Source organism: uncultured Sneathiella sp. (assembly GCF_963976355.1).
Lineage (GTDB): Bacteria > Pseudomonadota > Alphaproteobacteria > Sneathiellales > Sneathiellaceae > Sneathiella.
Genome location: NZ_CAXBKA010000005.1, coordinates 118,778 through 142,445, shown reverse-complemented (window position 1 = coordinate 142,445; position 23,668 = coordinate 118,778). Strand labels below are relative to the sequence as shown.

Genomic DNA, 23,668 nt, shown 5'->3' with positions numbered 1-23,668 from the left:
TCTTAATTCCTCGCCGATAAGATGCAGGTTTCACATCCGGAAAAGAAATCAACGATACTGAATGAAACGCTTTTTTACGACGGCTCGATACCGCGAACATAATCGCAAGGACCTCCGTCACGAGGTTCCCAAACTCCATTTGATGCTAGGTGATCGAGAATTCTCTACCTATGACTGGAGTCTGGGCGGGTTTCGCATAGATGATTTCAAGGAACGCCCTCCGGTCGGCGAAGAAATACGCGTTACCCAAATCGCTTATGATACGGAAAACACTGTCACAACCAATTCAATTGCGGTGGTCACCCGCATTCTCGTCGGCAAGAACCAGGTGGCTTTCAGCTTTAACAAGCTTGACGAGGAAGCCTATGACTTCCTCGAACAAGCAAGCATGCAAAGACTGGCACAACTTCGTAACACTTAGTCAGCCCCGGCCCTAGACAGACACCCAATACCCGTCCGGCGACAGACAGGATGTCATGACATGGCTCGTGCTTTGGGTGCGATGGTATAATATCTGCCGATACTGCTTGCAGAGGCTACCCCGGTTATCGAAACCTTCGCGCAGTATCACAATACTGCCGCGGTGGACACCATCGCGCCAGCTGATTATTTGCCCCACGGGCGCATCCAGCGCCAGATAAAGGGCCTGATGGTGCTTCTCAAGCTGAAGCGCGGATAAATTGACGACGAACCTCACATTGACAAATGGCCAGTAGAACCCCCGGTAATGATAATGCCCATAGTAACGAGGATAATGATGGGGCTTCACATAGACATATTTCGGCCGGTACGGATGGTTATAATAATGCTCAGCACGTGGTTTTACATAATAAACCTTGGGCGGATGCTTCGGGACCGGCTTCGCATAATAAACGTTCTTTACCCTCTTCGGGTTCGGCGTTGCGTAATACACCTTGTCGCCATGGTTTGAATGATATTTTTTACTTTGATTGGAATGTCTTTTACCTCCCGGGTGATTTGCCTTTTGATCACTCCAGTGTTTCTTTTGGCCTCCCGTCCAACCCGTTGCAGAATGCTGATACTTTTGACCTTTTGACTCATAAGTATATTTTCCGTCGTTGCGCGCATCTGCCTCTAATGGCAGCAGGCCACCCAGCACGACTGCCCCCAGCAGGAGATAACTGAATTTCCTCATTTCCTTCTCCTTCCCGTTTGTCCGTCTTTACATTCAACGATAAAGCGCCGGAATTCCGTTGCAAGTTCATTATACTTATTGTTCTTGTTTTGTTCTTTTTGTATTGCTAATATCCGATTATGAGCGAAACCGAAGTCATACCCTTTGATAAAAACAAACGCCGGGGGCGAGGCGCCACAGTCAACCCTGACAGCCGCTTTGAATCAGAAGAGAGGGACTTTATTGACGATGGCTGGAATTCCGCTGACTCAGAGAATGAGTCGGGTAGGCTCAGGACATCCGTAACACTGGAACACCCGAAATCAGTTATCAGTAAGAACTTTTCGCCGGACCTTCCTTTTGACAGATCGATCAATGCCTATCGGGGCTGCGAACATGGGTGTATCTATTGTTATGCCCGGCCGAGCCATGCCTACATGAATCTGTCCCCCGGTCTCGATTTCGAGAGCAAGCTTTTCGCCAAGCCGAATGCGGCCGAACTGCTGGCTCGTGAGATTTCAAGGCCCGCATATCGTTGCCGCCCGATAGCGCTTGGAACCAATACGGATCCCTATCAGCCGATTGAGAGGGATTTAAGGATAACGCGTGAAATCATCGAAGTGCTTGCAGAAGCCCACCATCCCTTCACCATAACAACTAAGTCAGATCTGGTTTTACGGGATATTGATATTCTGGCACCGATGGCAAAGGATAATCTTGTTGCTGTCGGCATCTCCGTCACGACGCTCGACAATCGCCTGTCCCGTGTTATGGAACCGAGAGCCAGCGCGCCGCACAGACGCCTCAAGGCAATAGAAACTCTATCCAATGCGGGTATCCGAACCCTTGTGCAGTCCTCCCCCATTATTCCGGGGCTGAATGATCAAGAGCTGGAGCAGATACTCACCGCGGCCCGAGATAAAGGTGCAGACAGCGCCCTTTATCTGTTGCTGCGATTGCCGCGGGAAGTGGCGAGCCTGTTTGAAAACTGGCTTCTAGAGCATTTCCCGGATAGGGCCTCAAAAGTAATGAAACTTGTTCGCTCCACCCGCGGCGGCAAGGATTACGATCCGGAGTTCGGCACTCGCATGGTTGGCACCGGTCCCTATGCCGCGCTTATTAACAAGCGATTTCAGCTTGCCTGTCGCCAACTCGGCTTTTCAGGCAGTAAATACGACCTTGCGACAGATTTGTTTGTCAAACCGGGACAGGACCGACGACAAATGGATTTATTTTAGATCGATGCCTGTGCTATTGAGGGCGGATGCCAAAGCCGCCCTCGATACTTCCTGATTTATCTTTTGAAAGCCTTGAAAAAGGTTATGTTGCGGGTGTTGACGAGGTTGGACGCGGCCCTTTTGCGGGACCGGTTGTCGCGGCCGCTGTCATCCTGAACCCGTTGAATATCCCCCCCGGTATCCAGGATAGCAAGAAACTCCCCAAGACAAAGCGAGAAGAGCTGTTTGCGTTGATACTGGCTTCGTCACAAGTCGGAATAGGGGAAACAAGCGTCGCGGAGATTGACGAGTTGAACATCCTGCAGGCAAGCCTGCTGGCAATGAGACGGGCGGTTGCAGCCCTTCCCTGCTCCGCCGATGTTGCCTTGGTGGATGGAAACCGTGACCCCGGACTTGGAATTTCGACGCGCCTGATTGTGAAGGGAGATAGCCGTTCCCTCTCCATTGCGGCGGCGTCGATAGTGGCAAAAGTGACACGGGATCGGAAAATGTGCGCTCTTGCGGAAGAGTTTCCCCACTATGGATGGGAGAAAAACGTCGGATATGGAACAGCGGAACATCGCAAGGGATTGCGTGATTTCGGCGTAACACCACAACATAGGCGAAGCTTTGCGCCAATTCGCGCGCTTCTTGCATGTGATTAAGCGAAAGTTCAGAATTATTCTCTAACATACTGATTCAACGAAAAATATTGACGTAGAGAATCGACCGAATCAGTATATTCGCAATGTTAATAACAGAATAATTCACATGACCAAGAAACAAAGCCTGCCGCTCGACCGGATTTTGCAGGGCGACTGCATCGAATTGATGAACAGTCTGCCAGAAAAGTCCGTGGACATGATTTTCGCTGACCCACCCTACAACATGCAGCTTTCCGGAGAGTTACGGCGTCCCGATGACAGCTTCGTCGATGCCGTCACTGATGACTGGGATCAGTTCGAGAGCTTCGAGGTTTATGACCGTTTCACGAGAGAATGGCTTGCCGCTGCAAAGCGGGTCCTGAAGGATGACGGCACGCTTTGGGTCATCGGTTCGTATCACAATATTTTCCGTGTCGGCGCAAGTTTGCAAGATCTCGGATTCTGGATCCTGAATGATGTCATCTGGCGAAAAACAAATCCGATGCCGAATTTTCGCGGAACCCGCTTAACCAATGCGCATGAAACACTCATCTGGTGCTCCAAGGGGCAGGAAGCGAAGAACCTTACGTTCAATTATGATGCGCTTAAAGTCATGAATGACGATATCCAGATGCGCTCGGACTGGCTTTTGCCGATCTGTAACGGAAGTGAAAGGTTAAAGGTTGAAGGCGAAAAAGCCCACACAACCCAAAAGCCGGAAGCCCTTCTCTATCGGGTACTCACGGCGGCCTCCAACCCGGGCGATGTTATCCTCGACCCTTTCTTCGGAACCGGCACAACAGGGGCGGTTGCAAGGAAGCTCGGACGGCACTACATAGGTCTGGAACGCGAGGAAAAATATATTGCTGTCGCACTTGAGCGTATACGTAAAGTTCGGCAGTTGCCCGAGGAAAACCTCGAAATCACGCGCAGCAAACGTCAGGAACCGAGAGTTCCTTTTGGCTCTGTTGTCGAACGTGGCTTGTTGTCCGCCGGTGAATTATTGTTTGACGCGCGTAAAAGATATAAAGCAAGAGTGCGGGCGGACGGGAGTCTCGTTGCCTCTGACGTAACAGGATCCATTCACAAAGTCGGGGCCCAGCTACAAGGCGCCAGCAGTTGCAATGGATGGACGTTCTGGCATTTTGACGTTGAGGGTACGGCAGTATCCATTGACGTGCTCCGGCAGCAGGTCCGCGCAGAAATGAACTAGGGGCGTTGCGCCCCGGAAAATGTAAGGGGTCGCAATGAAGAAAGTATCCACAGCTCTGTTCCTCGGAGGGGCTCTCGCCTTATCCGCTATTAATCCGGCATTCTCATATGAGGAATCCCGTTTCCTTGGCATCGACCGGGATGCCAGCGGGTCGATCTCGATGGAAGAAGCCCAGGCCTATCGGGCCCGATTGTTCAAGGAATATGACCTCAACTCCGACGGCAAGGTCGAATATGAGGAATATGTCGAGGCGGAAGGCCTGCGTTCCGTAACCGCAACGCCTTACTCCAAAGTTCCCGTTCCGGATGAATATCGCGAGATGGATAGCGATGGTGACACCGTTGTCACAATGGAGGAAATCACGGCCGCTGGCGCCGCTCGCTTCAAATCGCTCGACAAGAATGCTGACGGACAGGTCTCCAAGGACGAATTTGTGAGCCCGGGCCTCTAAACCGCTCCAATAACGTTACTGGCTTTCGAGAACCGCCTTTACCACCTTGGTCATAAGAGTCGGCAAGGCATGGTTATCAAACTCTCTGGGGTCGATCCAGACGGCCCCGTCGAGTTCCAGTTTCTCGGGCGACGCGAGCCGTGCAGCTACGGGCTGTAATTCTAGATGAAAATGGGTAAAGGTATGGCGCACCTGCTTCCGAACAGAAATATCGTTCAAGAGGTTTGAGGATTGCCCCTGAAGTAAATGCTCCACCGCGGCCTCCGTTTCCAAAGTTTCTTCTACCCAGTCAGTTGACGGAAACTCCATCATCCCGCCGAGCAAGCCTTTCTCTTCCCGGCGGCGCATGAGCACATGTCCATCCGGCCGCTGCAGCCAGAAAATTACCGCCCGCCGCGTCGGCTTAATCTTCTTTGGTGCTTTGACAGGGTAGTTTTCCATGTCCCTTGCCGCGAGAGCAGCACAACAGGATGACACCGGACAGACAGAGCAGTTCGGATTTCTTGGCAGGCAAATGCCCGCGCCGATATCCATCAGAGCCTGCGCGTAGTCGCCCGGCCGCTCTATCGGCGTCAGTTTCGCCGCAAATTCGGTAATTTCCTTTTTTGCGGCCGGCAACGGAGTCCGGATGCGATAAAGGCGGCTTACAATTCGCTCGATGTTTCCATCCACCACCGTCTCCGCTTTCCCGAAGGCAATGGCCGAAATCGCCGCTGCGGTATATGGTCCGATACCGGGAAGCGATAGTAGTCCGCTCATGTTGTCCGGAAAGACGCCTTTGTGGTCTCTGGCAATAGTAAGGGCACATTTATGGAGATTGCGTGCCCGCGCATAATATCCAAGTCCGGCCCAGGCGGTCAGAATATCATCGAGCGGCGCCTTCGCCATATCGGACACACTCGGCCAGCTTTCCAGAAATTTTCTGAAATACGGACCAACAGTGGCGACCGTCGTTTGCTGCAACATTATTTCGCTCAGCCAGACATGATATGGGTCCGGCTGCTCACCCGGCAGGCTTCGCCATGGCAACCGCCTAGCATGACTGTCATACCAATCGAGAATGGCGGCAGAAAAAGACTTTCGTGAAGGCGTCTGATGGATCATATTAACGTGACGTTATGGGCAAACTTGCGACGACAAGCAATGATAATCTCCCCCAGCATTAATGATGAGCACTAAAGGAAGAGAGTGAAACAAACTCAAAACAGCGCCGGACCGCGGGCGATTGCCAGCCTTGTTGGCAAATCCTCTCGGGCAGCACTTGTTCGGCGCGGCTTTGCCCAAGCTGACATTCTAACGCACTGGCCAACAATCGTCGGACCAAATCTCGCGAATTGTTCCAGCCCTGAAAAACTCAACTATTCCCGCCAGAAAAACAGCGAAGCCACCCTCCGCATCCGCGTTGCGCCAGGCTGGGCTCCCGAATTCCAGCATTTCGAGCCCTTGATTATCGAGCGAATTAACAGCTTTTTCGGCTATCGCGCGATAGCAAAACTGCAGTTGATCCAGGCACCAATAAAAAGGCCAGAAGCAAAGCGAGAAAGACGTACCGTCCCCTTGAGCGATGTGCAAAAGGAATGGGTCAAAGAGACGATTAAGAATGTCTCGGACACTGCGCTTAAAAACCGGCTTGAGGCTGTCGCGACGTCCATGCTCGGCGCACGGAACAGGGAAACGAAGAGCAAAGATCACACCTAAAAGAGGGTCAGCCTCTGTAAAATATAGAAAACGGCATTATGTTGCGATTGTTCACAGGAATCGTTTGAGGATTGAAGAATGAAAAGTTATAGTGACACCATATCTAGTATGAAAGTTAAAAAATTGGCTATATCTCGGCGTAATTTTATAAAAACTGGTAGCGTTTTGCCATTTGCCGCAACGGCGGCGGCAGGGCTTTTTTCCTCGACGGATGCCCATGCAGCGAAACCGCAAATCCTGCAAAGCGATCACGTGATTGGCTTTCCGACGGCGCCCATCACGATTATCGAGTATGCGTCATTGACCTGCGGCCATTGCGGCAATTTTCATAACTTCACTTACGGTGATCTGAAGAAAAGCTATGTGGATTCGGGTAAAGCGAAGTTTGTTTATCGCCACTTCCCGCTCGACAGGTTTGCCTTCATTGCGGCAATTCTCTCCGAATGCACCAGTGATGACAGCGCGTTTTTTGAAATGATCGGCACTCTCTTTGAACAGCAGGGAGTATGGACCAGAGCGTCTGATCCAGCCCTTGCCCTCATCGAAATAGGTGAGCAAAACGGCATCTCTCTGGAACAATTTGTCACCTGCCTCACGGATCAGGAACTGGTGGACGGCATTGCATCGGAAAGCCTGATCGGATCAACACAGTTCGGTGTCGATTCGACCCCCACCCTGTTCATTCAGGGCGAAAAATACCAACGCGACCGAAGCTTCGAGGCAATGGACAGTTACCTGAAAACGTTAGCGTAGATTACCGAGTGATGGAGAGGCTGTGAAGTTTGCACATTTAAGACTGTCCGGGTTCAAATCCTTCGTAGAGCCCACGGAACTCCTTATTAAGGATGGTCTGACAGGCATTGTTGGCCCAAACGGATGTGGCAAATCCAATCTTGTCGAAGCCCTGACATGGGTGATGGGCGAAACCTCGGCGCGCAATTTGCGTGGTGGCGCCATGGATGACGTGATCTTCGCCGGTACAGCCTCGCGCCCGGCCCGCAATGCAGCGGAAGTCACACTTGGCCTTGATAATAAAGAACGGGTTGCTCCTGCGGCATATAACGATTCACCGGAATTGGATGTCACACGCCGTATTCGTCGTGAAACCGGGTCGGATTACCGCATTAACGGCAAAGTCGCACGGGCGCGGGACGTCCAGCTTCTCTTCGCGGATCTCGCAACCGGGGCCCACTCCACCGCCATTGTCAGTCAGGGGCGCGTAGGCGCTCTGATCAACGCCAAGCCTAAGGAACGGCGGCATCTGCTGGAAGAAGCGGCTGGTATTTCCGGACTGCATTCCCGCCGTCACGAGGCCGAGCTCCGTCTCAACTCCGCCGAAGTCAACCTAGAACGGGTTGAGGATGTAATAGAGCAGCTTGAGGTCCAGCTTACAAACCTGAAAAGGCAGGCCCGTCAGGCCAATCGCTATCGCAATATTTCCGGTCATATCCGCAAGACCGAAGCCCTCCTGTTATATCGCAAGCACCAGCAAGCTCAGGAAAAAGCGGCAGATGCACGCCATAAATATGAACAGGCGGTTATGGCGGTGAACGAGTTGACACGACAGGCCGCCGCCGCCGAGTCGGCCACGTTGCGCGCGAATGAAGCCCTCAAACCGCTTCGCGATGCGGAGGCTGAGGCCGCGTCTGCAGCGCATCGATTGACGGTCGCGCGGGAAAATCTGGATGCAGAGGAAGAGCGGGCGAAACGGACGAAGCAGCAGCTGGAAGACCGTAAAAGCCAAATTTCAAGCGATATGATCCGCGAGAAAGATCTTGAAAAAGATGCCGCGGAAGCGATTACGCGTCTGGAGGCGGAAAAAGCCGAACTGCAAGAAGAGATAGAGAGTGCAGGGCCAAAGACGGAAGCGATCCTCAAAAAGGTCAATGGACGGAATGCGGCACTCCAAGAGTTTCAAAGCGGTTTTGATGCAAAAACAGAAGCTGTCGCTACCGAAATCGCGGAACGGAACAGCCTGAGCCAGCAGATTGAAGCCGCCAAAGCACAGCTTGATAAACTCACCAGACGGCTGTCAGACCTGAAAGCAGAACAGGCCTCTTTGAAGGAGAAACTTGGAGAAGGCGGAGCGGACGCACCCTCAGCCCAGCCATTGCAGGAGAAAATCGCGGCTCTCAACGCCCTTAACTCGGCGACCGACGAAGCGGAAATGCTTCGGCAATCTGCGGACGGTGCCGAGCGTGAAGCGCGCGAGAAAGTCAAGTTGGCAGAACGAGACGTGACAGCCCTTGAAGCAGAAGAAAGCGCGTTGATCCGGCTTCTCGAGACCGGAGATGATGGCGAATGGCAGGGCATCATCGAAGCGCTGACAGTCAGTAAAGGTTATGAAGTTGCGCTTGGTGCCGCGATCGGAGACGAGCTTGAAGCGCCAGCGGATGAGGCAGCTTCGGCGTACTGGCGCCTGATCGATCGCAAAGAGGCCTCGCAAGAATTTCCGGGCGCACTTCCCACGCTTGATGAGTTTGTCACGGGGCATGAGGCCTTGAAGGCACGGCTTGCCCAGATCGCGATCATAGAGGCGAAAGACGGACCGGATCTACAGGCCAAGCTAAAACCCGGACAACGGCTCGTAACCCAGGACGGTGATCTTTGGCGATGGGATGGCTTTACGCAAAAATCGGGCGCCAAGACAGTGGCCGCTGCTCGACTGGAACAACGGAACCGTTTGGAAGAAATTGCCAAAGAGCTGATAAAGAAGCGTGCCACGCTCACGAACATGACAAATGATCTGAAATCCTGCACAGATTTGCTGAACGACGGCACGGAAAAACTGAAAACACTGCGCCGTCAACAACGCGAACAGGAACAAGAGCTTTCGAAGCTTCGCGCCGTCCATGCGGAAGAGATTCGTGAAAATGCCGCCAAACAATCCCGTTTATCCTCGCTGGAAGAGAGCATCGCCGAGCAATCCGCCGAGCGGGAATCCCTTGAGAATGATTTGGCGGCAAAGCAGGATGCCCTTGCTAAAATGCCGGATCTGGCCGGAAGCCGCAGTGAAATAGAAACGCTGAGGGCAGAGCTTCATGAAAAGCGTGATGAGCTTGCCATCCTCAGAAGCGAATCGGATAGAATGACGAGAGAGGCTGCCGCGCGACGTGACCGGCTGACTGCGATCGACCGCGAGGTCATAGGCTGGATCGATCGCAATAAAAATATGGCCGAACATTTTGTCCAGCTTGAAATGCGATTCAAGGATACGGCGGAAGAACTTGCCGAGATTGAGGGCAAGCCGGAGGAAATTGCGGCAAAGCGTAACAACCTAATGGATGAAATCGCCCGCGCCGAAGGCCGAAGGAATGCCGCCAGGGACAAGCTCGCGGAGGCCGAATCGGTTCTATCGGAATGTGACGCCGCCTTGAAAAAATGCCAGGATGCCCTCGCAACCTGCCGCGAAGAGCGCGTTCGCCATCAATCCGATGTCGAACATATGACGGAAGTACTGAAAACCCTTGCCGAGCAGGTACGGGAGAAACTCAACTGTACTCCTGACCAGATCAAGTCTGCGGGCGGAATTGAAGAGGGAGAGGAAATCCCCCCCGTTGAAGACAGTGAACGTAAGCTGGACCGGCTCAAGCGCGAACGTGACGGCATGGGACCGGTCAACCTGCGCGCGGAAATAGAGGCCGAAGAAGTACAGGAACAGCTTTCAACACTCACGAACGAGCGTGAAGACCTCCTCGCGGCCATTGCACGACTCCGGCAGGGTATTGCCGGACTTAACAAGGAAGGCCGGGAAAGGCTGCTGACCGCCTTTACGAAGGTCGATCAGCATTTTCAGGAGTTGTTCAAGCAGATTTTTGGTGGTGGTCAGGCGCATCTGACCCTGACGGAATCTGACGATCCGTTAGCCGCTGGCCTGGAAATTATGGCGAGCCCGCCCGGCAAAAAACTTCAGCTCATGTCGCTGCTATCCGGTGGGGAGCAAGCGTTAACCGCCGTGGCGTTGCTCTTTGCAGTGTTCCTCACCAATCCGGCGCCGATATGCGTATTGGACGAGGTAGACGCACCGCTTGACGACGTTAACGTCGAACGACTCTGTCATCTCCTTGAGAGTATCGCCCGGGAATCTGACACGCGGTTTCTTGTCATAACACATCATCCCATCACAATGGCGCGGATGGACAGACTGTTTGGCGTGACGATGATGGAGCGGGGAATTTCACAGCTGGTCTCCGTCGATCTTGAGAAAGCCAAGGAGATTACCGAAAGCGCTGCATAAGCCCATTATGGCCTTACAACAACACCGAATAACGGCAATTTAAAAACTGTCGAAAAAGCGGCCCGTAAGGTCTTGACACCCAAGGGGGCAGACCGTATGTTTCCCGCGCTTTCTGTAGGGGTGGATGGGCAGCAATGAGCTACCTGTCAGGAGACATAAATGAATGAACCTGGACCTCCCTCGGAAGAAGATTTCAGCGCTCGGCTGAAAAAGGCGCGGCAGAAACAGGAACAGGCATCCTGGCAACGCAGCGACTTGAAGGTAGAGCGAAGCGCAGGCGCGGGCAAAGCCTGGAGGCTGTCAGTAGAGATGGTCGCCGCGTTATTGGTTTGTGGCTGGTTTGGCTGGTTGCTCGACAAATGGTTGGACACGAAGCCCTGGGTGATGCTGGTATTTTTGATTGTCGGCGCCGCCGTTGGTCTATACAACGTCATAAAGGTTGCCAGACGCATGAATAGCGGTGAATTTGAGGAATAGATATCGAGCTCTTCATGGCGGATATCTTGGGAAAGTTGAAACAGTAGAACGGGAACAGCATCGTGGCGGCAGAACATAGCCCTCTTGCGCAATTCGAGATTAAGCGCCTTGTTGAAATGAACGTTGGCGGCCTTGATGTCTCTTTTACAAACGCCTCCCTTTTTATGGTAATCGCCATTGCTGCGGTGACCCTGTTCCTGACATTGAGCATGCGGGGCCGGGCCATGGTGCCGGGGCGAATGCAGTCCATGGCCGAGCTCAGCTATGAATTCATCGCCAATATGGTCAAGGACAATGTCGGATCTGAAGGCCGGAAATACTTCCCCTTCATTTTCACTCTGTTCATGTTCGTGCTGTTCTGTAACCTGCTTGGAATGATCCCCTATACCTTTACGGTGACCAGTCAGATTATCGTGACATTTGCACTGGCCGCGGTTGTCTTCATCGGTGTGACGCTTATCGGTATTTTCAAGCATGGGTTCAAGTTTCTGACCTTTTTCGTCCCGAGCGGCGTACCGGTTGCCCTGCTGATCATTCTGGTCCCGATCGAGATTATTTCTTACTTTGTCCGCCCCATCAGCCTGTCTGTCCGACTTTTCGCCAATATGTTGGCCGGTCATACGCTGCTGAAAGTATTTGGCGGATTTGTTGTCGGTCTCGGCCTTTACCTCGGCTGGCTGCCACTCGGATTTATCGTTGTCCTGACAGGCTTGGAATTCCTCGTCGCCTTTTTGCAGGCCTATGTGTTTGCCATTCTGTCATGCCTCTATCTTAACGATGCGCTTCACCTGCATCATTGAGTTTTCGTTAATCTTCAACTTTGGTTGTTCTTGATTTAGAAGGAAGAATATTATGGAATTAGAAGCCGCTAAGATGATCGGTGCCGGCCTTGCGACTATCGCACTTGCAGGTGTGGGCGTAGGTATCGGAAATATCTTCGGATCCTACGTTTCTGGCTCTTTGCGTAATCCCGCTGCTGCTCCGAAAGTTTTCGGTAACGTTCTGCTCGGCTTTGCCCTGACAGAAGCTGTTGCGCTGTTCGCGCTGGTTATCGCATTCCTGATCCTGTTCGGTTAATCAAACTTTCTCATCGAAAGATTACCGATCGATTGGATTAAGGAGCCGGTATGCCGCAACTTAATATTGCAGATTTTCCGCCGCAGCTAATATGGCTCGCAATCACATTTGTCATCCTGTATTTCCTGATGGCGAAGGTGGCGATACCCGGCATTTCAGATGTTCTGGAAAGCCGGCAGAATCGTATTACGTCGGATCTGGAAGAAGCAAAACGGCTGAGTGAAGACGCAGACAAGGCGAAAGCTGACTATGAGGCAGCTCTTTCTCAGGCCCGCTCTAAAGCCCATGGGATCGTTTCCGAGCTGAAGGCGTCCATGGCCAAGGAACAGGAAGCCAGTAAGGCGGAACTGGATGCGGAATTAGCCAAGAAAGCCAAGGCCGCCGAGGCAAGTATCCGCCAAGCCAAGGAAACAGCGCTTAGTCACGTCCGTGAAATCGCGGCCGATACGGCTAAATCCGCTGTAACCAAACTTGTTGCTCTTGATGTTTCCGATAAGGATGTCGAGACTGCGGTTGCCGCAAGCATGAAGGGAGACGCCTGATGCTACAAGATCCCGCATTTTGGGTCGCTATCGCGTTTCTTGGCTTTATTGCCCTCCTTGTCTACTTCAAGGTACCGCCACTGGTTGCCAAGCAGCTGGATGCGCGTGCCGACAAGATTCGGAGCGAACTGGAAGAAGCAAAGAAACTGCGGGAGGATGCGCAGGCTCTTTTCGCAGACTATCAGCGCCGGCAACATGATGCCATGCAGACCGCAGAAGATATCGTTGCTAGGGCCAAGGAAGATGCGGAAATCCTGCGAAAGGAAAGCATCAAGGAGCTTGAGGCAAACCTGGCACGTCGTCAGGAGCTGGCAGAAATCAAGATTCGCCAGGCTGAGGAAAAAGCCGTTGCCGAGGTTCAGGGGATTGCCGTTGACGTTGCGATCGCGGCCGCAACCAAGTTGATGCAGGATGGCCTCAAGGGTGATAAGGCTGATGCCCTTATTGATCAGTCCATCTCCGGGCTTGAAAAGCAGCTCAATTAGCTGAAGAGAAACTCAACAATCAAAGTCTCGTAGCTTCTACGGGGCTTTTTTTGTGCCCGAGATCCCTTACCGCTGACACAAGAAAAAAGCCCCGCCATTTAAGGCGAGGCTATAGTATGCAGCAAACGAAGGGAGGCTTAGGATGCTGCAGAAAGGGCTATGCCAGCGTTGTCTGAATTTTCCGATGCCGTCCAGCGCAATACGGGATTGCGGGCGGCACCGGTTTCATCAAGCCGTCGCCGAGGGGCAAAATGCGGTGCGGCAATAAAATCATCTGCTTCTCCCGCTTTAGCTTTTTCAAGCAGATGACTCATGGCGCCAATAAACAGATCGAGCGTCTGACGCGATTCGCTCTCTGTTGGCTCAATCAGCATCGCCCCATGGACAACAAGCGGGAAATACATGGTCATCGGATGATAACCTTCGTCGATCATCGCCTTCGCCAGATCCAGCGTAGTGACACCTGTGCCTTTGAGAGTGCTGTCATCGAACAAGGCTTCATGCATACAAATTCCGGGGAACGGAGAGTGCAGCTTGTCCTGAAGCCCTACCCTTACATAGTTGGCATTCAGAACGGCATCTTCAGCAATCTGCCTTAGGCCATCTGCCCCATGGCTCTGCATATAGGCGAGGGCCCGAATAAACATACCCATCTGGCCATGGAATCCCTTCATTCGGCCAAAACTTTGCTGCGCGGCTCCTTCCGTCTGCTCAACCAAATCAAAGCCATCCTTACCATGGGTAACGAAGGGAACCGGCGCAAAGGGCGCCAGCGCGTCAGACAAGACGACAGGGCCGGAACCCGGGCCACCGCCGCCATGCGGTGTCGAAAAGGTTTTGTGCAGGTTGATATGCATGGCATCGACGCCAAGGTCACCCGGACGCACCCGCCCCAGAATGGCGTTAAGGTTTGCTCCATCACAATAGAAGTAGCCACCGGCCTCGTGAACCAGATCGGCAATCTTCTTCACGTCCGTCTCAAACAGGCCGCAAGTATTGGGATTCGTCAGCATTACCCCTGCTACATCCGGGCCCAGCTTGGCGGCAAAGGCGTCAAGGTCCATCCTTCCGTCTTTTCGTGCCGGAACTGCCTCCACTTTATAGCCACAAAGAGCAGCAGTAGCCGGATTGGTCCCATGTGCCGATTCCGGCACCAGGATACGCGTACGTGCCTCTCCTCTCGCTTCATGGGCAGCACGAATGGCCATAACGCCGCAAAGCTCTCCATGAGCGCCTGCGGCAGGAGACATGGCAACTGCCGGCATTCCTGTGATCGTTTTCAACCAATGAGCAAGGCTGTCGATAATTTCCAGTGCGCCCTGTACCGTACTGGTCGGTTGCATGGGATGAAGGTCCCCAAGGCCCACAAGACGGGCAACCTTTTCGTTGATCCGCGGATTATGCTTCATAGTGCAGGAGCCAAGAGGGTAAAAGCCTGAATCAATGGCATAGTTCTGTCGGCTTAACCGCACAAAATGCCGAAGCACCTGCGGCTCTGAGAGATCGGGCATTCCGATCGGATCCTTCCGATCCAATCCGCCAAGACGGCTTTTGGCAGTTTCCGGCTCCGCCATATCCACACCGATGCGTCCAGGCACCCCCTGTTCGAAGATAAGAGGGGATTCGAGTTCCAGTCCCTTGTTACCGGTATATGTCTCCATTTGCAGACCCGTGTCATCAATAGCTGCAGGCTGGGTTGGGCGACCTTTATTATTCAACATCAGAGCACCTCCTCCAGCGCAGCGACAAATTGATCCATATCTGAGAGGGAGCAGGTTTCCGTCGCTGCTACAAGCAGCAGGTTAGACATATCTGGATTATCCGGGATCAGGCGAGAAACCGGCACACCGCCCAATATGTCTTTTGCCGCCAGTTTCTCGACAACAGATGACGCATCGTCGGAAAGCCGGACGGTAAACTCATTGAAGAAAGTATCATTGACGATTTCAACGCCGTCTATCGCCTCAAGTTTCTCTGCCAGCGTCACAGCCTGAGAATGATTGAGCCTTGCCAGCTTCATAAAACCGGTCTCGCCCAAAAGGCTCATATGTATTGTAAAGGCCAGGGAGCAGAGCCCCGCATTTGTACAAATATTGCTGGTCGCTTTCTCGCGCCTGATATGCTGTTCCCGTGTAGAAAGAGTGAGGACAAATCCGCGCTTGCCATCCTGATCTACGGTCTGCCCGCAAAGCCGTCCTGGCATCTGGCGGACATATTTCTGACGCGTGGCGAGCAAGCCAACATAGGGGCCGCCGAATGATAGCGGCACTCCGATGGATTGACCTTCCCCCGCGACAATATCCGCCCCCATGTCGCCCGGCGGGATAATGACACCAAGCGAGACAACTTCATTAACAACAACAATCAGAAGGGTGCCGGCTTCATGACATTTATCGGCGAGCGCCGTAAAATCCTGGACGCGACCAAAGAAGTCAGGATTCTGAACAACGACACAAGCAATGTCTGATCCGATATGCTCATCAAAATCCTCGTCGCCTTCCAATACAGGCGGGAGGTTTTTTGTCTCGAATTCCGTAAATTGCAAGGTTGTCCGTGTCACATCCCGATAATGCGGGTGCAAATTGCCCGAAATAATCGCCTTCTTGCGACGGGTTACGCGGCACGCCATCAAGACCGCTTCCGCGCAGGAGGTTGCACCATCATACATTGACGCATTTGCGACTTCCATCCCGGTTATCATCGCCACCTGGGTCTGGAATTCGAACAGTGCCTGAAGCGTGCCTTGGCTGATTTCCGGCTGATACGGCGTATATGACGTCAGAAACTCGGAGCGCTGTATTGTGTGATCGGCAACCGAGGGGACATGATGCTGATATGCCCCGGCTCCCAGAAAACAGGGCGTCATATATGGGGACAGGTTTTTTGCAGCAAGAGTACGGAAATTCCTTTCAACCGTCATTTCACTCTCATGCAACGGCAAGTCAAGCAAGCCTTCGAGCCGTGCGTCTCGCGGAATATCCGCAAAGAGGTCATCAATGGACGGGACTCCAATTTTTGCCAGCATTTCTCGCCGCTCTTCCGCGGTATGGGGCATATATCTCATTCGTCGAGACCCTCGACATAGCTTTTGTAGGCGTCTTCATCCATCAGGTCATCAATTTCGGTACTGTCCGTTACCTTTACTTTTGCAAACCAGCCCCCCTCCAGAGGCGCCTCGTTGACCAGTGTCGGCGACCCTTCTAGGTCTTCATTTACCTCGATCACCTCACCGCTGACAGGAGAGTAGACTTCTGATGCGGCCTTGACGCTCTCGACCACGGCAAGTTCGTCACCTTTCGCAATATCCGAACCCACTTCCGGAACTTCCACATAGACCACGTCACCCAACTGCCCCTGAGCATAATCACTGATGCCGATCGTTGCCACATCGTCCTCCAGCAGCACCCATTCGTGATCTTCCGTATACCTGTATGACATTCAATACACTCCGTTAGAAAATTAACCTCGATAATAACGCTGCTCGACAAAAGGCATTTTTACGATGGTCGCAGCGCGCGCCTTTCCTCGGACAAGCAAATTGATTTTCGTACCCACCGCTGAGAATGCGAACGGTACATACCCCATTGCAATAGGAGCTTCCAGACAGGGAGAGTAACCACCGGACGTTACTTCGCCAATCACATTACCATCTTCGTCGGCAATTTCCGTATGTTCCCGCGCCGGCGCCCGTCCTTCGGGGACGATACCGACGCGTTTCATTGTCGGCTTATTCGTGATTTCAGCCTTTATGACGGCAGCGCCAGGGAAGCCGCCCTCCTCGCGGCGACGCTTGCTAATCGCCCAGAGCAGTCCGGCAGAAATTGGCGTAGTCTGTTCATTCAGATCATGTCCATACAAACAAAGCCCCGCCTCAAGCCGCAGCGAATCGCGCGCGCCAAGCCCGATTGGCGCAACTTCATCCTCCGCCAGTAACTTCCGGCAAAAGGCAACGGCATGTTCATTGGGAATGGAAATTTCATAGCCGTCTTCACCGGTATAACCGGAACGCGTCACAAAACAGGGAACTCCATCCAGAGACACTTCGCGGAAGGTCATAAATGGCATTTTCGTCACGACATCCGCATACCGTGCAAGTACAGCGGTGGCTTTCGGCCCTTGCAAGGCGACAAGCGCCCTGTCGGCAAGCTCCCGGACTTCCGCCTTGCCAGCAAGCCCCTTTTCCAGCAAGGCAATATCCTGCTCCTTGCAAGCGGCATTGACAACGACGAAAAGGTCCTTTTCTCGGCGCGTCACGATCAGATCGTCCAAGATGCCGCCTTCATTATTGGTGAGGAAGCTATATCGCATTTCACCGGGGGCCAGCGCCTGGATATCACCGGGAATTAATTCTTCAATCGCGGATGCAGGATCATCCCCGGATATAACGACCTGCCCCATATGAGAAACATCGAACAGCCCCGCAGAATCGCGGGTGAACAAATGTTCCTTCAGGATTCCCGTCGGATACTGGACAGGCATATCATATCCCGCGAACGGCACCATTTTCGCGCCCAATTCAACATGCAGATCATGGAGGATAGTTTTTTTAGCGGTAGATGCTTCACTCATACGTCAATCCCGGTTTCAGACAAAAGGCTATGTCCCAACGCTAGCTCTGCTGGAACCTACCCCCTCTGTCTTATAACCTGAGAGATTTGACGATTATGGATGCCACAACAATGACAACCATCTCGCTTACCCCTTCGGTGAAATCACAACTGTGATTTGCTTTCCAGAGTTTCATCCCCCTGCGGTCCGTTTGCCTGAGAGTTTCCGGGGTGGTTGCTCCTTCGGCGATGGTTTAGACGCCCATCTCTCCCGCGGGGATCGACTGAATGTGCATGAATAATAAGACTGATTTTGGTTTAGTCAAACAAGTAATGCTCTTTTATAGATTTTCAGCTTTAAAGCTCCAACTGCTCCCTGGTCAGTTGAAACCCTATGATGATGACATAGTCACCGCCGGTTTTAAGCCCCGTCAACGGAATACGTTGTTGCAGTTCTTCCTGAACGGTCGCGCGCCGCCGCCCTTCCTCGACTTCCAGCGGGCTGTAGAAAACTTCCTTGGCGATAATCTCCCCTGACCTTTCGGCGATTGCCACAAAGAACGGAAATTCCTCTGTCTGGCTCTCTGCCGCCGGACCTTTGGTCGCGCCGATGCGCAGGATCAGTTCAACGACAACCGCTGTATCGTCATCCACATACTGACACTGCCCGCTGAATGGCACGATGATTCCCTCAAACCGAACATCAACAAGGTCACGTCCCTCTCCTTCCCGGAACAGGGTGATTGTTTCCGCGCCCGGCAGGACTTCCACTCTTGGACAAGGCAGAGGCGGTTTAGACGATCCGAAAATACTGAAGATATCCGTATCGACACTTCCGCTGCATGCTGACACCAAAAACAACGGGGCTGCCAGTACAGACATACGGGGAAGTTTATTTAAAAATTTAAGCAAGGGCATTAGGATCCCGAAGAATTTAAAGACTAATTTTTAACATAAGTTCTATTGCAGGGCGACAAATCAACGACGTTATCCATCAGCATGTAAAGAAATTGCCACACCACTATAGTCGTCGTCATTTCAATTTACCTCGCCTTGTTATGGCATTACCCTTGAAACTGTTGTATGAGTCCGGCAAATCTAGAATGGACTGATGCAATAAGCAAGTTTTCACCGGGACACGATATTGATCGTGAAACGTGACCCGGAGCGGAAAGAGCATGAACACAGAAAAACGCACATTGTTACTGGCGGCACCGCGTGGATTTTGCGCCGGCGTAGACCGTGCAATACAGATTGTCGAGCGGGCACTCGAGAAGTATGGCGCACCGGTCTACGTCCGCCACGAAATCGTGCATAACCGCTTTGTTGTTGAAAATCTTGAAAAAAAAGGCGCTGTCTTTGTCGATGAGCTAAAGGATATCCCGAAAGATGTGCCGGTTATTTTCTCGGCACACGGTGTTGCGAAATCCGTCCCGGCAGAGGCTGAGAATCGGAAAATGTTCTATATTGACGCGACCTGTCCACTGGTTAGTAAAGTACATCGGGAGGCCGAGCGCCATGAACGCGACGATAAGGAAATAATCCTTATCGGGCATCGTGGACATCCTGAGGTGATCGGAACCATGGGACAGCTTGCCGAGGGGAAAATAACCCTGGTGGAAACGGCAGACGAAGCGCGGGCATTTGTGCCCAAACAGCCCGGCAAGGGCCTCGCATATCTCACCCAGACAACATTGTCCGTTGATGAAACCCGGGAAATTGTCGGCATCCTGAAAGAGCGCTTTCCGGACATCGAGAGTCCGAGGAAGGAAGACATTTGCTATGCGACAACCAACCGGCAGGCGGCGGTGAAAATTCTGGCTGAGCGCTGCGAAGGTCTTCTAGTGATAGGCGCACCGAACTCGTCAAACTCCATGCGGCTGGTAGAGGTTGCTGAAAAATCCGGCTGCGCCGAGGTTGCGATGGTCCAGCGTGCGTCCGATATTCCATGGGAACGATTTAGTCACATCGGCACAATCGGCATTACGGCTGGCGCATCTGCCCCTGAAACCCTCGTGGAGGAAGTCGTCGATGCTTTCTCCCGGCGGTATGAAGTGTTCGTGGAAGAAATCGTGACCAATCAGGAGCAGGTTGTTTTCAAGATGCCGAAGATCCTGGAACGCGAAGGCGCCGCCTGAATCATGGCCGTTTACACTGAAATTTCAGATGATGAGCTGGACGGCCTGCTCGGGCAATATGATTTGGGACAGGCACTTTCCTGCAAAGGTATCGCGGAAGGCGTTGAGAATTCCAATTTCCTGCTCCATACGGAGGTCGGGTATTTCATCCTGACCCTCTATGAAAAGCGCGTGCATGCAGAGGACCTACCCTTCTTTCTCGGCCTGATGGAACATCTGGCGGCGGGTGGATTTATATCGCCTCGCCCTATTTCGGCAAAGGATGGCCGGAACCTCAAAGAAGTTGCGGGGCGTCCGGCCGCGATCATTGAATTCCTGGATGGCCGGTCCGTTCGGCGTATCACACCCCAGCATTGTGCATTACTGGGGCAGACCCTGGCGCAACTGCATACCATTGGCAGCGACTTCAAACTCCAGCGCGCGAATACCCTCTCTGTTTCAAATTGGCGGCCGCTTTTTACGGCTTGCCAGGATAGTGACCATGGAAACATGCCCGATGATCTTTTACCAGAGATCGAGGCGGAGATTAGCTATCTTGAGGCTCACTGGCCATCGGGTCTGCCAAGCGGCGTGATTCATGCGGATCTCTTTCCGGACAATATCTTTTTTCTGAATGACCGGGTAAGCGGCGTTATCGACTATTACTTCGCCTGCAACGATTTTTTTGCATATGACCTGGCGATCTGTCTGAATGCCTGGTGCTTTGAAAACGACGATAGTTTTAATATCACCAAGGCGCGGAAGCTATTGAATGGCTATCGGGAAGTCCGCGATTTTTCCCAACAAGAACTTGATTTCCTGCCGTTGCTTTGTCGGGGTGCTGCTGTGCGGTTTTTACTCACCCGGCTGTTTGACTGGCTCAATCAGGTTGAAGGGGCGCTCGTTAAACCTAAAGACCCGCATGAATATTTAAAAAAGCTTCAATTTCATCAGGCCGTAACGTCCGTCGCCGCATATGGCCTGGAATGACTGAAGATCGAATCACATCAGTCGAAAAGTGAATCAATCTCGTCCTGCGAAATTTCATGACCTTCCGGCTGCGGGCCGCTTAATTCCACGTCCTCATCGAACTGCGGTTTAAACTCTTCTGCCTCCAGTTCTTGCAGTTCGTCTTCCCCGCCGAGAATATCAATCATCTTGGTAATCCGTTCATCGACAAAGCCGAGCGTAGCAACGACCTTCGAAATACGCTGGCCGGTCACGTCCTGAAAATTGCAAGCCTCATAAATTTTCATTACAGCCTTGCTTATTGCTTCCAGACTTTCCATTTCTTCCGGAGAACTCGTATGCAACTCAAGACTTTCGCTTTTGTCTTCAATTGTCTCGACTGCTTCCAGGATTGTATTTGTTGCCGTTTCCGTATCACCGACAACTGCGTCAAGCTGATCGGTGACGGAGCCAAGCTTCTGGCCGCTTCTCGATGAACTCAAGGAAGCTATTTCACGCCGGGTTTCAAGGATGACGTCAGACAATTCCTGCAACTCACGGCGGAGTACCTCCAGCTCGGCGGAGGCCTTCGCTTCCGTGGCTTCCTCTTCAGTGATCGCAATAGGATCAGCCTCGCCAAGCAGTGCCTTGATATCGCCGAGCGCACCCATAAGGTTTTGATACTGTTCGCTGTTTATACCAGCCGAAGCAGGATCGTGAGCTATGGGGGTGGTCAAACCAAATTGCTTTATTTCCGCCGAGAATAGCTTTTTCTGCATCTTGCTCACTCAAACCTCTTCATTCGAAACGGGTATAGATTTCCGTTCATGCCCGGTAAATTTGACGGCAAGGCGCTAATTTTCGGTTAAAATCACTCCTTTTTCTAAAATTGCTCCGCTGTGGCAATCATGCTAATAGCCGACCTAGACAGGTGTTCGTTTTGTAAACCTATTCAGGAGTATGATTTTGGCGGAGAAGATAGTTGTGATTTACACGGATGGCGCTTGTTCCGGAAATCCCGGTCCCGGCGGCTGGGGCGCGCTCCTCCAATATAACGGAAAAGCAAAAGAACTCTGTGGTGGAGAGGCGGAAACCACCAATAATCGCATGGAACTCACCGCCGCCATTGAAGCAATTAATTCGCTGAAACGCAGCACGATTGCCGAGTTGCATACAGACAGCACCTATGTGAAGGATGGCATCACAAAATGGATGGCCAACTGGAAAAGAAATGGTTGGAAAACGGCAGCAAAAAAGCCGGTAAAGAACAAAGACCTCTGGCTCGCGCTCGACAACGCCATCTCAAAGCATCAGATTCGCTGGAAATGGGTCAAAGGCCATGCCGGTGACCCCGGAAATGAAAAAGCCGACGAACTTGCCAACGTCGGCATGGAAAAATTCAGGAAGTAATCCGCGAGATCAACTCAAGTCGACAGATGTGGGGAAGGCCAAAGCCCTCCCCACATAGCTTAAAAAAACTAGAGCTGGCCAAGAAGGGTCTCTGCGTCGGATACTTCGAAACCGCCGGTTTCTTCCAGGTTGAGCTGTGATACCACGCCATCATCGACAACCATGGAATAACGGCGGGAACGGACGCCCAGTCCTGCACCGGAAGCGTCGAATTCAACGCCCATTGCTTTTGTAAAGGCAGCATCCGGGTCCGCTACCATCTTGATACTTCCCGCGTTGTGATCTTTCCCCCATGCGGCCATGACAAACGGATCATTTACGGACAGACAGACAATATCGCTGACTCCCTTGGAATTCAAATTCGCCATATTATCAACGAAACCCGGCAAATGCTTGGCGGAACATGTCGGTGTGTAGGCTCCGGGCACAGCAAACAACGCAACTTTCTTGCCGCCGAACAAATCCGCTGTTGAAACCTTGGACGGACCTTTGTCCGTCATCATCATCAAATCGACATTTGGAAGTTTGTCACCAACTTTTATCGTCATTTTAATATCCTGTTGTATGTAGTTGCGTAGTGGCTTTCGGTAAAACTAACATAGTCATGTCTGCCGAAATTAAAAGTTTTCTAAGTTACGGCACCGATTTTTATTCTATATGCAATGGTCCCTGCGCGGCCTTCCCCTTATCACTTATAGTAACCACAATTTGCTGACTGGACAGAACATCTGTCTTCGCCGGAAGATTCGCTTTCAAAATAAAATTTGCCGTCTCACGGTCCTGCGATACATCCTTCGACAGCAACTCGAAATAGGCTCCCTCGATCCCCTCTATAATAATTTGCGGAGAATCGAAGGAAGAATTGGTGTATGCGGTCACCCTGAAATCTTCATCGTTCAGCGCCATGGCGCTCGCCCTGCTGATCGCAACGCCTGACGTTCCGATAACAGCCGGAACATGCTTTGCATATTGATCGATGATGGCAGCCTCCTTAGAGATCTTGGCTGTACCCGCACCTAGAGCGAGTGTGAAGGCATGTTCATAGGGAATACAGATATTTTCACATATACCCAGTTGAAGCCGCAGCTTCAGGTCAAGCGGTTCGCCTGCCTCTTTCAGCGTGACATCTATCGGGAAAACCACCTCATCATGATACCCCCAACTCGTCAGGCCATAAGTTTCAAATGCTTCCGGCAAAGGCCAAGCAACTAACGCGTCCTTTAGATTTTCCGACCCGACCCAGTCAAAATGCGGAGGGATTCCGGCGTCCCCCGGTGTTCGCCAGTAGGTTTTCCAACCCGGGGCCAATTTAATTTGAAGACCGATGCGCACAGAATCGCGGCCAGCTACTCCATCACGCTCGGATATCAGCCGTAAATTGGATTGGTCTGTCCTGATCCAATCGGAACTGGAGGCGGCACTCACATTCGCAGCAAAGAGGCCGCCCAAACACATCAGCATTATACTCAA

The 23,668-nt window shown here is 52.3% G+C and carries 26 protein-coding genes and 2 riboswitches; of the genes, 16 read left to right on the top strand and 10 right to left on the bottom strand.

Annotation, left to right across the window (positions count from 1 at the left end; translation table 11 throughout):
- The first annotated feature begins 61 nt into the window (after positions 1-61).
- Positions 62-421: a hypothetical protein gene (locus tag AAC599_RS12940; protein ID WP_340150822.1), complete on the top strand. Its 360-nt coding sequence runs from the start codon at positions 62-64 to the stop codon at positions 419-421.
- A 12-nt stretch (positions 422-433) separates the two neighbouring features.
- Here the strand turns inward: AAC599_RS12940 and AAC599_RS12935 are convergent, their stop codons facing one another.
- Complete coding sequence (locus AAC599_RS12935; protein WP_340150821.1) at positions 434-1,156, bottom strand: hypothetical protein; 723 nt, start codon at positions 1,154-1,156, stop codon at positions 434-436.
- Between the two features lie 119 nt (positions 1,157-1,275).
- Between AAC599_RS12935 and AAC599_RS12930 the strand changes: the two genes are divergently transcribed.
- From AAC599_RS12930 to AAC599_RS12915, 4 genes are all read left to right on the top strand, one after another.
- The gene (locus tag AAC599_RS12930) at positions 1,276-2,373 is read left to right on the top strand and encodes a PA0069 family radical SAM protein (protein WP_340150820.1); all 1,098 of its coding nucleotides are present in this window, start codon (positions 1,276-1,278) and stop codon (positions 2,371-2,373) included.
- Between the two features lie 26 nt (positions 2,374-2,399).
- A complete protein-coding gene (locus AAC599_RS12925) occupies positions 2,400-3,017 on the top strand; it encodes a ribonuclease HII (protein ID WP_340150819.1) in 618 nt (205 codons plus the stop codon).
- 106 nt (positions 3,018-3,123) lie between these two features.
- The gene (locus tag AAC599_RS12920; protein WP_340150818.1) at positions 3,124-4,209 is read left to right on the top strand and encodes a site-specific DNA-methyltransferase; all 1,086 of its coding nucleotides are present in this window, start codon (positions 3,124-3,126) and stop codon (positions 4,207-4,209) included.
- 34 nt (positions 4,210-4,243) lie between these two features.
- Entirely contained in the window at positions 4,244-4,660 is a 417-nt protein-coding gene (locus AAC599_RS12915; protein WP_340150817.1) for a hypothetical protein, read from the top strand.
- 15 nt (positions 4,661-4,675) lie between these two features.
- On the opposite strand, the gene mutY is transcribed toward AAC599_RS12915, so the two are convergent.
- The gene (gene mutY, locus AAC599_RS12910; protein ID WP_340150816.1) at positions 4,676-5,764 is read right to left on the bottom strand and encodes an A/G-specific adenine glycosylase; all 1,089 of its coding nucleotides are present in this window, start codon (positions 5,762-5,764) and stop codon (positions 4,676-4,678) included.
- A gap of 84 nt (positions 5,765-5,848) precedes the next feature.
- Here mutY and AAC599_RS12905 point away from each other — a divergent pair, with 84 nt between their 5' ends.
- From AAC599_RS12905 to AAC599_RS12870, 8 genes are all read left to right on the top strand, one after another.
- Positions 5,849-6,358 carry a DciA family protein gene (locus tag AAC599_RS12905; protein ID WP_340150815.1) on the top strand — a complete coding sequence of 170 codons (510 nt, stop codon included), beginning with the start codon at positions 5,849-5,851 and terminating at the stop codon, positions 6,356-6,358.
- A gap of 165 nt (positions 6,359-6,523) precedes the next feature.
- Positions 6,524-7,111, top strand: coding sequence for a thioredoxin domain-containing protein (locus tag AAC599_RS12900; protein WP_340150814.1), 588 nt, complete (start codon positions 6,524-6,526; stop codon positions 7,109-7,111).
- Between the two features lie 22 nt (positions 7,112-7,133).
- Positions 7,134-10,595 (top strand): chromosome segregation protein SMC, encoded by a 3,462-nt coding sequence (smc, locus tag AAC599_RS12895; RefSeq protein ID WP_340150813.1) that lies wholly within the window; start codon positions 7,134-7,136, stop codon positions 10,593-10,595.
- 159 nt (positions 10,596-10,754) lie between these two features.
- Positions 10,755-11,072 carry an AtpZ/AtpI family protein gene (locus AAC599_RS12890; protein ID WP_340150812.1) on the top strand — a complete coding sequence of 106 codons (318 nt, stop codon included), beginning with the start codon at positions 10,755-10,757 and terminating at the stop codon, positions 11,070-11,072.
- 62 nt (positions 11,073-11,134) lie between these two features.
- The gene (locus AAC599_RS12885; RefSeq protein ID WP_293961201.1) at positions 11,135-11,872 is read left to right on the top strand and encodes a F0F1 ATP synthase subunit A; all 738 of its coding nucleotides are present in this window, start codon (positions 11,135-11,137) and stop codon (positions 11,870-11,872) included.
- A gap of 52 nt (positions 11,873-11,924) precedes the next feature.
- Entirely contained in the window at positions 11,925-12,149 is a 225-nt protein-coding gene (locus tag AAC599_RS12880; protein ID WP_161313699.1) for a F0F1 ATP synthase subunit C, read from the top strand.
- Between the two features lie 50 nt (positions 12,150-12,199).
- Positions 12,200-12,691 (top strand): hypothetical protein, encoded by a 492-nt coding sequence (locus tag AAC599_RS12875; RefSeq protein ID WP_340150811.1) that lies wholly within the window; start codon positions 12,200-12,202, stop codon positions 12,689-12,691.
- On the top strand, positions 12,691-13,176 hold the full coding sequence (locus AAC599_RS12870; protein ID WP_340150810.1) for a hypothetical protein: 486 nt from the start codon (positions 12,691-12,693) through the stop codon (positions 13,174-13,176). The genes AAC599_RS12875 and AAC599_RS12870 overlap by 1 nt, the downstream gene beginning before the upstream one ends.
- Before the next feature lie 137 nt (positions 13,177-13,313).
- On the opposite strand, the gene gcvPB is transcribed toward AAC599_RS12870, so the two are convergent.
- From gcvPB to AAC599_RS12845, 5 genes are all read right to left on the bottom strand, one after another.
- On the bottom strand, positions 13,314-14,897 hold the full coding sequence (gcvPB, locus tag AAC599_RS12865) for an aminomethyl-transferring glycine dehydrogenase subunit GcvPB (RefSeq protein WP_340150809.1): 1,584 nt from the start codon (positions 14,895-14,897) through the stop codon (positions 13,314-13,316).
- Positions 14,897-16,231, bottom strand: a complete 1,335-nt coding sequence (gcvPA, locus tag AAC599_RS12860; RefSeq protein WP_340150808.1) for an aminomethyl-transferring glycine dehydrogenase subunit GcvPA — start codon at positions 16,229-16,231, stop codon at positions 14,897-14,899. Before gcvPA ends, gcvPB begins: the two co-directional genes overlap by 1 nt.
- A gap of 5 nt (positions 16,232-16,236) precedes the next feature.
- Positions 16,237-16,614, bottom strand: coding sequence for a glycine cleavage system protein GcvH (gcvH, locus tag AAC599_RS12855; RefSeq protein WP_340150807.1), 378 nt, complete (start codon positions 16,612-16,614; stop codon positions 16,237-16,239).
- 21 nt (positions 16,615-16,635) lie between these two features.
- On the bottom strand, positions 16,636-17,745 hold the full coding sequence (gene gcvT, locus AAC599_RS12850; RefSeq protein WP_340150806.1) for a glycine cleavage system aminomethyltransferase GcvT: 1,110 nt from the start codon (positions 17,743-17,745) through the stop codon (positions 16,636-16,638).
- Positions 17,746-17,808: 63 nt separating this feature from the next.
- Positions 17,809-17,914, bottom strand: a riboswitch (glycine riboswitch).
- Positions 17,915-17,917: 3 nt separating this feature from the next.
- A riboswitch (glycine riboswitch) is annotated at positions 17,918-18,007 on the bottom strand.
- A gap of 73 nt (positions 18,008-18,080) precedes the next feature.
- Positions 18,081-18,575 (bottom strand): hypothetical protein, encoded by a 495-nt coding sequence (locus AAC599_RS12845; protein WP_340150805.1) that lies wholly within the window; start codon positions 18,573-18,575, stop codon positions 18,081-18,083.
- 326 nt (positions 18,576-18,901) lie between these two features.
- Here AAC599_RS12845 and ispH point away from each other — a divergent pair, with 326 nt between their 5' ends.
- Positions 18,902-19,861 (top strand): 4-hydroxy-3-methylbut-2-enyl diphosphate reductase, encoded by a 960-nt coding sequence (gene ispH / locus AAC599_RS12840; RefSeq protein ID WP_340150804.1) that lies wholly within the window; start codon positions 18,902-18,904, stop codon positions 19,859-19,861.
- 3 nt (positions 19,862-19,864) lie between these two features.
- Positions 19,865-20,830, top strand: a complete 966-nt coding sequence (gene thrB, locus AAC599_RS12835; protein WP_340150803.1) for a homoserine kinase — start codon at positions 19,865-19,867, stop codon at positions 20,828-20,830.
- A gap of 17 nt (positions 20,831-20,847) precedes the next feature.
- Here the strand turns inward: thrB and AAC599_RS12830 are convergent, their stop codons facing one another.
- Positions 20,848-21,576, bottom strand: a complete 729-nt coding sequence (locus tag AAC599_RS12830; protein ID WP_340150802.1) for a hypothetical protein — start codon at positions 21,574-21,576, stop codon at positions 20,848-20,850.
- A gap of 172 nt (positions 21,577-21,748) precedes the next feature.
- On the opposite strand from AAC599_RS12830, the gene rnhA reads away from it, so the two are divergent.
- Positions 21,749-22,198 (top strand): ribonuclease HI, encoded by a 450-nt coding sequence (rnhA, locus tag AAC599_RS12825; protein ID WP_340150801.1) that lies wholly within the window; start codon positions 21,749-21,751, stop codon positions 22,196-22,198.
- Between the two features lie 68 nt (positions 22,199-22,266).
- On the opposite strand, the gene AAC599_RS12820 is transcribed toward rnhA, so the two are convergent.
- Complete coding sequence (locus AAC599_RS12820) at positions 22,267-22,746, bottom strand: peroxiredoxin (protein WP_340150800.1); 480 nt, start codon at positions 22,744-22,746, stop codon at positions 22,267-22,269.
- Between the two features lie 100 nt (positions 22,747-22,846).
- Positions 22,847-23,659 (bottom strand): protein-disulfide reductase DsbD domain-containing protein, encoded by an 813-nt coding sequence (locus AAC599_RS12815; protein ID WP_340150799.1) that lies wholly within the window; start codon positions 23,657-23,659, stop codon positions 22,847-22,849.
- Positions 23,660-23,668: the final 9 nt, after the last annotated feature.

Excerpts from the sequence above, each read along its gene's own strand:
- AAC599_RS12870 (WP_340150810.1), top strand. The coding sequence starts at position 12,691 with ATGCTACAAGATCCCGCATTTTGGGTCGCTATCGCGTTTCTTGGCTTT.
- gcvPA (WP_340150808.1), bottom strand. The coding sequence starts at position 16,231 with ATGCCCCATACCGCGGAAGAGCGGCGAGAAATGCTGGCAAAAATTGGA.
- gcvPB (WP_340150809.1), bottom strand. The coding sequence starts at position 14,897 with ATGTTGAATAATAAAGGTCGCCCAACCCAGCCTGCAGCTATTGATGAC.
- AAC599_RS12930 (WP_340150820.1), top strand. The coding sequence starts at position 1,276 with ATGAGCGAAACCGAAGTCATACCCTTTGATAAAAACAAACGCCGGGGG.
- AAC599_RS12820 (WP_340150800.1), bottom strand. The coding sequence starts at position 22,746 with ATGACGATAAAAGTTGGTGACAAACTTCCAAATGTCGATTTGATGATG.
- AAC599_RS12920 (WP_340150818.1), top strand. The coding sequence starts at position 3,124 with ATGACCAAGAAACAAAGCCTGCCGCTCGACCGGATTTTGCAGGGCGAC.
- AAC599_RS12915 (WP_340150817.1), top strand. The coding sequence starts at position 4,244 with ATGAAGAAAGTATCCACAGCTCTGTTCCTCGGAGGGGCTCTCGCCTTA.
- gcvT (WP_340150806.1), bottom strand. The coding sequence starts at position 17,745 with ATGAGTGAAGCATCTACCGCTAAAAAAACTATCCTCCATGATCTGCAT.
- AAC599_RS12875 (WP_340150811.1), top strand. The coding sequence starts at position 12,200 with ATGCCGCAACTTAATATTGCAGATTTTCCGCCGCAGCTAATATGGCTC.
- AAC599_RS12935 (WP_340150821.1), bottom strand. The coding sequence starts at position 1,156 with ATGAGGAAATTCAGTTATCTCCTGCTGGGGGCAGTCGTGCTGGGTGGC.
- AAC599_RS12890 (WP_340150812.1), top strand. The coding sequence starts at position 10,755 with ATGAATGAACCTGGACCTCCCTCGGAAGAAGATTTCAGCGCTCGGCTG.
- gcvH (WP_340150807.1), bottom strand. The coding sequence starts at position 16,614 with ATGTCATACAGGTATACGGAAGATCACGAATGGGTGCTGCTGGAGGAC.
- AAC599_RS12815 (WP_340150799.1), bottom strand. The coding sequence starts at position 23,659 with ATGCTGATGTGTTTGGGCGGCCTCTTTGCTGCGAATGTGAGTGCCGCC.
- mutY (WP_340150816.1), bottom strand. The coding sequence starts at position 5,764 with ATGATCCATCAGACGCCTTCACGAAAGTCTTTTTCTGCCGCCATTCTC.
- AAC599_RS12940 (WP_340150822.1), top strand. The coding sequence starts at position 62 with ATGAAACGCTTTTTTACGACGGCTCGATACCGCGAACATAATCGCAAG.
- ispH (WP_340150804.1), top strand. The coding sequence starts at position 18,902 with ATGAACACAGAAAAACGCACATTGTTACTGGCGGCACCGCGTGGATTT.
- thrB (WP_340150803.1), top strand. The coding sequence starts at position 19,865 with ATGGCCGTTTACACTGAAATTTCAGATGATGAGCTGGACGGCCTGCTC.
- AAC599_RS12925 (WP_340150819.1), top strand. The coding sequence starts at position 2,400 with ATGCCAAAGCCGCCCTCGATACTTCCTGATTTATCTTTTGAAAGCCTT.
- AAC599_RS12880 (WP_161313699.1), top strand. The coding sequence starts at position 11,925 with ATGGAATTAGAAGCCGCTAAGATGATCGGTGCCGGCCTTGCGACTATC.
- rnhA (WP_340150801.1), top strand. The coding sequence starts at position 21,749 with ATGATTTTGGCGGAGAAGATAGTTGTGATTTACACGGATGGCGCTTGT.